Consider the following 8,374-nt stretch of genomic DNA (forward strand, 5'->3'; position numbering starts at 1 on the left):
CTTAAAGCTAAGATTATTCTTCCTTACTTCTTGTAGACAACTTTTTGGATGAACCTTTATTTTGACCCCAAAACTGACCCCAATATACTGTACACAGTGCGTAAGCTGACGAATGTCAAAATGAAAAAATAACGCAATATCGCCATTATTGTACGATTTGCGTATGTCTGAAATGTATTGAAAATATGAAATAAATCCCTCACCACCCTCTCCGTGGCGCAGAGGATGCGCCAGGGTGTTTCGCCGCTGCGGCGGCGACCAGGGACGCTGTCCCTGGACTCTGCCAGCATTTTTGAAAAATTGCTGGATCAAAAAACTTCATTGCCGCCTGCGGCGATAAACTTTGTTCAGTATTAGTGCTATGCGTTAGCATCAGCAGAGGAACCCACCGTTTACCGGCAAGTCCTGTCCGGTGATATATGCCGCCTGGTCAGATACCAGAAACCGCACTGCCGCTGCCACATCTTCCGGCGTGCCAAGCCTGCCCAGGGGCGTCTCCTCCGCCAGTTCGTCCAGCGTCTGGGCATCCAGATGGGCGGTCATATCCGTCAGGATCGTCCCTGGAGAGACTGTATTCACCCGGATGCCGGACGACCCTACTTCTTTTGCCAGGGCACGGGTAAACGCCAACACCGCTCCCTTTGTCACAGAATAATCCACCTCACAGGATGCTCCCGTCTCTCCCCACATAGAGGAAATGTTCACAATACATCCCCTATGCCGGGACAGCATAGACGGCAGCAGCAGCCGGCTCAGTTCTACCACTGCTGTGAGATTCACCGCATACAGTTCCCGCACCTGTTCCGGCAGCATACACTGAAACAGATCAATATAAGAGCAAGCCGCATTGTTCACCAGCACGTCCACCTGTCCCAGCTGTTCCAGAACAGTCTGCGCCAGCTGCGGCAGCTGTGCCGGGTCAGAGAGATCTGCCCGAATGGGAATCACACCGCATTCCGCCGCCAATGCCTGCATTGCCTCGCCGCTGCGGTGATATGTTCCGGCGACCCGATAGCCGTCAGCTGTCAGTCCCCGCACAATTGCCACCCCGATACCACGGGACGCCCCAGTAACTAACGCTGTTTTCATCATATGCAATTCCTCCTTGAGTTTAGAACATCATTTTAATCAAGCAAAGAGCTTTTAAATGATTATTTTTTATACATCATACAAAATAAGAAAGCTTTGTGATCAAGACACGACAATAAGCGATTTTTACGAATGAGACCATCTCTACCAAAAGTGCGGAAAAGGGGTGAGGGGTGAAGGGAAAGAGAGTGCAGAGGGAAAACCGTGAGGGGAGCGAGGAAAATCCGCACTTTTGCTACGGTTTTCTTTTTCCCCGCTCCCCTTAGGTTGTCCCTTTGCTCCCTTGTGTCAAGTGAAAGACTTAGAAAAAGTAATGGTTTGTTTACTCGTTGAAATACCCTGTAATCAAGCAAAATTCCTCTTGCATTTTCCCCATTTTTATGCTATACTACAAAATGGATTGTACTGACAAAAAAGCACATAGTTTGACAAAGTCGGCACAATATAAAAAAGTTTACGACGGAGGAATCTGCATGGATCCTGCAAAATTGGCACGCATCAACGAACTGGCACGAAAGTCCCGTACCGAAGGGCTGACGCCGGAAGAAAAAGAGGAACAGAATGCACTGCGTCTGGAATACCGCCAGGCAGTAGTGGGAAATCTTCGGGGGCAGCTGGACAACACCGTGGTGATCCGTCCTGACGGCACGTCCTATCGCCCGGCAGACAAGGAAAAGCCTCAATCTAACTGAAACTGTGCCGGCAACAGTTCTCCCAGCAGATGCACACCGTCTGCCAGTAATATGGGAAAGGTAGGCGGACAAAATTCCGCAAGTACCTGCAAACAGGCACCGCAGGGCAAACAGGGCTTCTTCCGGGCTTCTTCTGCAGTTTTGCCGCCGACAATGGCGATTTTATGGAATTCCCGGACACCGGCGGCAATTGCTGCAAAAATGGCATTGCGTTCGGCACAAATCGTCATGGAATAGGACGCATTTTCCACATTGCATCCATAAAACAGCCTGCCGTCTGCGGCTGCCAGCACAGCACCTACCTGAAACCCTGAATAGGGTGCATAGGCATTCTCCCTGACGGCAAGTGCCTGTTCCATAAAAGTAGGCGTGGTTTCAGGAGTAGTCATAAGATCAAGTCCTTTCAATGTATTTTCATGGCTGCGGCTTACTGCCGCCGTGTTTTCATCCATAGCAAAAAAGCGAAGCCGCTTTGTCTGGCTTCGCCTTTGAACATGGGTTACACAAAATTGACTTACTTCTGGATCATTGCCAGAGTGTCACGTGCGATGAGGAGTTCCTCGTTGGTGGGGATGACCCATACCTCTACCTGGGAATCCGGTGTGGAGATCTTTCTGAGCTGACCCTTGAAGTCGTTGGCTTCCTTGTCGATCTTGATGCCTAAGAATTCCATATTCTCACAGACCTCTTCCCGGCAGTTGGGTGCATTTTCGCCGATGCCGCCGGTGAAGATCACAGCGTCCAGGCCATTCATGGCTGCGGCATATGCACCGATATCCTTCTTGATATCATAGACCAGCATATCCTTTGCCAGAATGGCACGCTTATCCCCTGCCTCAGAAGCAGCGGTAATGTCACGGAAGTCAGAGGACTTTCCGGAAACGCCCAGCATACCAGACTTCTTGTTCATATAATTATCCATTTCGGAAACGTCAAAACCGTGCTTTCCGGCAACATAAGTTACCGCAGACGGATCTACTGCACCGCAGCGTGTGCCCATGAGTACACCGTCCAGGGGTGTGAAGCCCATCGTTGTGTCCATGGATTTCCCGTTTTGTACTGCAGTGATGGAAGAACCGTTGCCCAGATGGCAGGAAACCACCTTCAGATCCTTCAGATCTTTTCCCATGACCTCTGCCAGCTTTGCTGTGACAAACCGGTGAGATGTACCGTGGAAACCGTACTTGCGAACATGGTACTGCTCATAGTCCTCATAGGGGAAACCGTACATAAATGCTTTCTGGGGAATGGTCTGGTGGAATGCAGTATCAAAGACAACGACCTGAGGTACATCGGGCAGAATCTTACGGCATGCCCACAGTGCCAGTGCATGACCGTGGTTATGTACAGGAGCCAGCTCACGCAGATCGTCGATCTTTTGAATGACCTCATCGGTTACCATGGTAGTCTCTGTGAACACTTCTGCGCCCTGTACCACACGGTGGCCAACTGCGGAGATCTCATCCATGCTAGAGATCACAGCACCCTCGCCGGTAGTCAGTGCCTGTACCAAACGTTCAAACGCCTCAGCGTGGGTGGGGAACGCACAGTCCTCTTCCACCGTTACACCAGCAGCTGTCTTGTGGCTCAAGTGACCATCAATGCCGATACGATCGCAGTTGCCCTTTGCGATGACAGACTCATCCTTCATGTCGATGAGCTGATACTTCAAAGAAGAGCTTCCTGCATTGACAACAAGAATAATCATAGGGGTTTCTTCTCCTTTTCCTTACGGTACGTCACAGCGTCCCGCACCGTTTCATTATTTATTGTGGACACTGTCTCACCTGTGTCCATCCATATATTATTATAAGCTTTTTTGCAGAAAATGCAAGGGGTTTACAGAAATTCCCCTGAAAAAGGCTGTAAATTTTTCGTTTTCTGCACGTATTCTGGAGGATTCTACATGAAAATCAGCGGTATTATCTGCGAATACAACCCTTTGCACAACGGACACCTTTACCATTTGGAACAAGTGCGGCAGTCCGGCGCAGAGGGCATCGTTGCCGTCATGAGCGGCAATTTTGTCCAGCGAGGCGATGCCGCCATCCTGGACAAATTCACCCGTGCCAAGCTGGCGATCCAGGGCGGCGTGGATCTGGTGCTGGAACTGCCCGTGCCCTATGCCCTGGCACCGGCGGAAAATTTCGCCATGGGCGGCGTGGCGATCCTGACGGCATTGGGCAATGTCCAGGAAATTTCTTTCGGCAGCGAATGCGGCGATATTCGATTCTTGTCCCAGGCGGCGCAGGCATGTCGTGTCTGCAAGACAGAATATGCCGATGTCATGGATGATTTCCTGCGCTCCGGCTATTCCTACCCGGAGGTACTCTCCCAGATGGTGGCACAGCTTTACGGACAGGAGACGGCGGATGTCCTGCGCCATCCCAACAACACCCTTGCGATTGCCTATCTCAACGCCATAGAAGAAATGCACAGTCCCCTGCGCCCGGTGACGATCCAACGGAAAGGCGCTGGACACAACAGTGCCCAGCCTGCCGCAGACGGCACTGCAAGCGCCACCTATATCCGGCAATTCTTCTCCGAAGGCGGCGATTGCCGGCGCATGATGCCGTCCTATGCCTGGCATGCCCTCCGGGATGCAAGCCTCGCAGGACACACCGGCTCCATGCAGAACCTGGAACGGCTCATTCTGTACAAGCTGCGCACCACAGATCCGGATGAGCTGCGCAGCATTGCTGAGGTCGGTCAGGGATTGGAACATCGGCTTTATAAGGCAAAGCGTGCGTCCTCTCTGGAAGAACTGCTGCAAAGCATCCAGACAAAACGCTATCCCATGGCACGTCTGCGCCGAATCCTGCTGCACATTCTCCTGGACATCCGCACAGCAGACATGCAGCAGTATCCGCCCTATGGCAGGATTCTCGCCTTCAACGACAAGGGACGGGAGATCCTCCGGGATTCCAAACAAAAACGGCTCCTCCCCTTCTCCCACTCTCTGGCAGAACTGGCGCATACCAGCCGGGAAGCAGGACGCTGTGCGGCACTGGAATCCCAATCCACAGATATTTATCAGCTATCCCGCCAGGTGATCGAAAAAGGGGAATCCGATTTCCGCCGGCGCATCACGCTGTCCCGAAAAAACGAAGCGGAAAACTAATATATCATTTGAATGAGGAATGAGGAGTTAGGAATTAGAAATGATGGTATCGCCTTCGACGATGGATTTCAATAAATTTCTTTCATATTTCCACATTTTTATTCATGAGCAAAGCGAATACCGCCATTCCTAACTCCTAATTCCTAATTGAAAAAGCAGAGGATAACATTATGGCAAAGGTGACAAAAAAACAACTAGGCAGACGGCGGCGCATAGGACTGCTGATTCTCATCCTGCTGATCGCAGGGATCTGCTTTTCCGTTTCCCGGTGTGTTTCACATTTTCAGAAAAGAAATGCAGAGAAAATTCCCGTTGCAAAAGAGAACGTTGTTACAACTACAGCCTCTACAGATGTAACGACTGCCCCTGGGGTGCTGTATCGTGGAACGATCCCCATGGCAACAGAGGCGACTCTTCCGGAAGAACCAGCAAAACTGTCCGTGGACAGTTGTCAGCTAAACGTCACGCCCGTGCTGCAAAATCCGGAACTTCCCACAGGCTGCGAGATCACTTCTCTCACCATGGCGCTGAACTATGCCGGCTATGCCGTGGACAAACTGACCATGGCAGATGAATATCTGATCCGCTCTGAGCCACATCTGACCACTTTTGGCGAAGCATTTGTGGGTTCTCCTCATGACCCCACTGCCTGGGGGTGCTATGCGCCGGTCATTGTGGAAACAGCAGAAAATTACATCGCCACTCAGAAAGGCACAGAAACTGTCCAGAATCTCACAGGCTGTTCTCTGAAAACGCTCCTCGCAGAAGTGGCAAATGGCACGCCGGTGATCGTCTGGGCAACCATCAACATGACCGACAATGTGGAAGAGCGATACTACTGGACAACGCCGGATGGGGATGATGCCGTATTTCTCGTCAATGAACACTGTGTCCTGCTCTGCGGTTATGACCTGAATGCCAATACTGTGATTGTCTGCGATCCTCTGGAGGGTCTGGTCTCCTATGATATGACGCTGTTTGAAAACCGATACGAACTCACGTACCGGCAGGCTGTGGTCATTCGGGAGAACATATATTTCGAAAATGAAGTCAACGTCGAACACATTACAGTGGCAGTGGACGAGAGTGAATAACCATTTCAAGTGTGCTCACATAAATCCGCATATTCGTTTTATACAAACACACTCTCGAAAAGAATAACCCTAAAATCAAAAGCTGTTGCAGACTGGAGGGCCTCGATCGGAGGCAGAATGTTTTTTTGCGGCAGCTATTTTTGTACATGTTCCACTAAATTATAGGTTTGAATTTTGTGCAAGGCGCAGATTTTTTGACGAAATTTCAGGTTTCTTGTCAGAAATCCGCAGGCTCATTAGTTATATAATTATCATGGTATTGTTGCGAGGAGGTGACTGTCGTGCTTTCGCTGGCTCATTCCAGACGACGAAGCGAAGACGAAACACAAACACAATTACAGATGCGGAGCACCTTGGAGCAATGGTACGATCAATATAAACAGCAGATGTACTATGCCGCCCACCAGATCCTGCAAAACGAAGCCGATGCAGAGGACGCTGTGGAAGAAGCGTTTTATCGAATCTCCCAGAACTTTTCGGAAATCGCTGCAATTCCCGATGAAAAACGAGCGGCATATTTTCTCGTACTGGTTCGAAACACGGCGATCACCATGTATCACACCAACCGACGCCGTGCCGCACAAGCAGATCAGCTTCGGCAGGAACGACGCATTTCAATGATAAACACAGATGTATTTGAAGCATCTGACCAGAAGCAGTTGATAGAACTAATACGCACGCTGCCGGAGATCTACAAAGATATCCTGTATCTGCGCTATCTGGAAGGCTACACGCCAAAAGAAGCATCCAGATTGTTAGGTATCTCTGCGAATACTGTCTACAAACGCACAGAACGTGCCAAAAAGCTGCTTCTGGAAAAACTGAAGGAGAGAGAAGAATGAACAACAGTGTATGGAACGAGACAATTTCTAAGGCACTGACAGAGGAATATTCCAACAGTGCCGTATGTGTAATGCCACAGACACCCCATATTTTTTCGCAGCGCCACGAAACACGCATGGCAGATTTTTTCGCCGGTTTGCCGGCATATACCCGCGCCCACCAAAACTGCGCTCAAAAGGCACGTGTGCACCGAACTATGAGCATTGCCGCCGTCATCGCAGCCCTGGGCATCGGCTGCACCATGGCAGTCAGCTCGGACGATTCTCCCTTTTCTCGCTTCCACATTACCTATTCCGATGCTCTCTCCACGTTTGAATCGATTGCTCCTGCCCAAAAGGGAACCTATCCCGAAACCATTGAAGATACTTATGTCATCACATGCGACCTGCCGGGATTTGAGATCGACGACCAGTACACCAGTGATCATTTTTGCACTGTAATTTATTCAGACGACAACAAACACGACATCTATTTTGATCAGAGCACTTTGGGCGAAAGTTTCGGCATAAATACGGAGGATTCTAACCCCATTGAGATCGAATTCGGCGATGGACAAAAGGCGATCTACTTCTACACGAACCAGAAATATGACAATCTGATCTGGGAAAATGACGGCTACATATTCACTCTGTCTGCCAACATCGGAAAGGATCCCCTGATCCACATCGCAGAATCCATACAAAAGGCAGACTGACCCGGCAATCGGGCAGCAACGCCAGCGAAAGGAGGTGAGAATTATGCGGAAACGTATTTTAGCAGTTTTACTGACGGCCATCCTGTCGGTCGTATGCCTCGGCAACATGTTCGGCGTATCAGCGCAGACTCCGTCTGAAGCAGTACCATACAGTACTTATTGTCTCACATGCAGGTCAGATCTGTCTATTTCCGGATCTACGGCGACCTGCACCAGTATTGTGAAGGGAACATCTTCTGTGACAAAGATCTATGTCAACCAGAATTTACAGAAAAAGACTTCTACCGGCGGATGGTCCAATGTGACCCATTGGAACACCACCGTCAGCGGAAACAGCGGCACTGTGACCAAAACAAAAACCGGTCTCGCCAGCGGCACTTATCGTCTGCTGACCGTCGCCACGTTCTATGCAGGCAGTGCAACCGAACAGGCATCCAGTGTCAGTGCAGAAAGACCCTAACGTACCCACACAGCACAGCCAATTAAGAACAACAAAAGAAAAAGATAACAAAACGAGATAACAGTACAGAGAGAGAATTTTAAAGTTCCATAATTTGTAGAAAAATCAGTTCCATTTTTTGTGCAAAACAGAGAAATATTTTTGTACAATCTGCTTTTTGCAACATTTCAATGACTTCATTTGTATCCATTATAGAAAGAACAATACAAATGACATTTTGATTCTGTATTCTCTCCACAACAAGTCTGATTGAATCCGCACTTTTTCGGATTCGATCAGAGTGCCGAAACAGATTTTTGGTTTCAGCAGTCTCATCGAATCTGAACATCTTAGAGTCTGTTCAGTATCTGGGCGTGCGCAGATTGCGCAGTCAGATTTTTT

At 49.5% G+C, this 8,374-nt stretch carries 10 protein-coding genes; 6 read left to right on the plus strand and 4 right to left on the minus strand.

The window, feature by feature from the left end; genetic code table 11:
• Together QZ375_RS12725 and QZ375_RS12730 are read right to left on the minus strand one after the other, a co-directional pair.
• Positions 1-312, minus strand: a 312-nt coding sequence (locus QZ375_RS12725; protein WP_295219628.1) for a hypothetical protein, incomplete at its 3' end; no start/stop codon positions are given.
• A gap of 60 nt (positions 313-372) precedes the next feature.
• Positions 373-1,092, minus strand: a complete 720-nt coding sequence (locus tag QZ375_RS12730) for an SDR family oxidoreductase (RefSeq protein WP_295219629.1) — start codon at positions 1,090-1,092, stop codon at positions 373-375.
• A 470-nt stretch (positions 1,093-1,562) separates the two neighbouring features.
• Here QZ375_RS12730 and QZ375_RS12735 point away from each other — a divergent pair, with 470 nt between their 5' ends.
• Positions 1,563-1,781 (plus strand): DUF896 domain-containing protein, encoded by a 219-nt coding sequence (locus QZ375_RS12735; protein WP_295219630.1) that lies wholly within the window; start codon positions 1,563-1,565, stop codon positions 1,779-1,781.
• Here the strand turns inward: QZ375_RS12735 and QZ375_RS12740 are convergent.
• Positions 1,769-2,233 (minus strand): cytidine deaminase, encoded by a 465-nt coding sequence (locus tag QZ375_RS12740; RefSeq protein ID WP_295219631.1) that lies wholly within the window; start codon positions 2,231-2,233, stop codon positions 1,769-1,771. The genes QZ375_RS12735 and QZ375_RS12740 overlap by 13 nt on opposite strands.
• A 62-nt stretch (positions 2,234-2,295) precedes the next feature.
• Positions 2,296-3,489 (minus strand): acetate kinase, encoded by a 1,194-nt coding sequence (locus QZ375_RS12745; protein ID WP_295219632.1) that lies wholly within the window; start codon positions 3,487-3,489, stop codon positions 2,296-2,298.
• A 198-nt stretch (positions 3,490-3,687) separates the two neighbouring features.
• Between QZ375_RS12745 and QZ375_RS12750 the strand changes: the two genes are divergently transcribed.
• From QZ375_RS12750 to QZ375_RS12770, 5 genes are all read left to right on the plus strand, one after another.
• Positions 3,688-4,902 (plus strand): nucleotidyltransferase, encoded by a 1,215-nt coding sequence (locus QZ375_RS12750; RefSeq protein WP_295219633.1) that lies wholly within the window; start codon positions 3,688-3,690, stop codon positions 4,900-4,902.
• A 170-nt stretch (positions 4,903-5,072) separates the two neighbouring features.
• On the plus strand, positions 5,073-5,996 hold the full coding sequence (locus tag QZ375_RS12755; RefSeq protein ID WP_295219634.1) for a C39 family peptidase: 924 nt from the start codon (positions 5,073-5,075) through the stop codon (positions 5,994-5,996).
• A gap of 281 nt (positions 5,997-6,277) precedes the next feature.
• Positions 6,278-6,838 (plus strand): sigma-70 family RNA polymerase sigma factor, encoded by a 561-nt coding sequence (locus QZ375_RS12760; protein ID WP_295219635.1) that lies wholly within the window; start codon positions 6,278-6,280, stop codon positions 6,836-6,838.
• Complete coding sequence (locus QZ375_RS12765; protein ID WP_295219636.1) at positions 6,835-7,533, plus strand: DUF4367 domain-containing protein; 699 nt, start codon at positions 6,835-6,837, stop codon at positions 7,531-7,533. Before QZ375_RS12760 ends, QZ375_RS12765 begins: the two co-directional genes overlap by 4 nt.
• A gap of 43 nt (positions 7,534-7,576) precedes the next feature.
• Positions 7,577-7,993 carry a hypothetical protein gene (locus QZ375_RS12770; RefSeq protein WP_295219637.1) on the plus strand — a complete coding sequence of 139 codons (417 nt, stop codon included), beginning with the start codon at positions 7,577-7,579 and terminating at the stop codon, positions 7,991-7,993.
• The last annotated feature ends 381 nt before the right edge of the window (positions 7,994-8,374 follow it).

This window comes from Ruminococcus sp. (assembly GCF_019417665.1).
In the GTDB taxonomy this organism is placed as follows: Bacteria; Bacillota; Clostridia; order Oscillospirales; family Ruminococcaceae; genus Ruminococcus_C.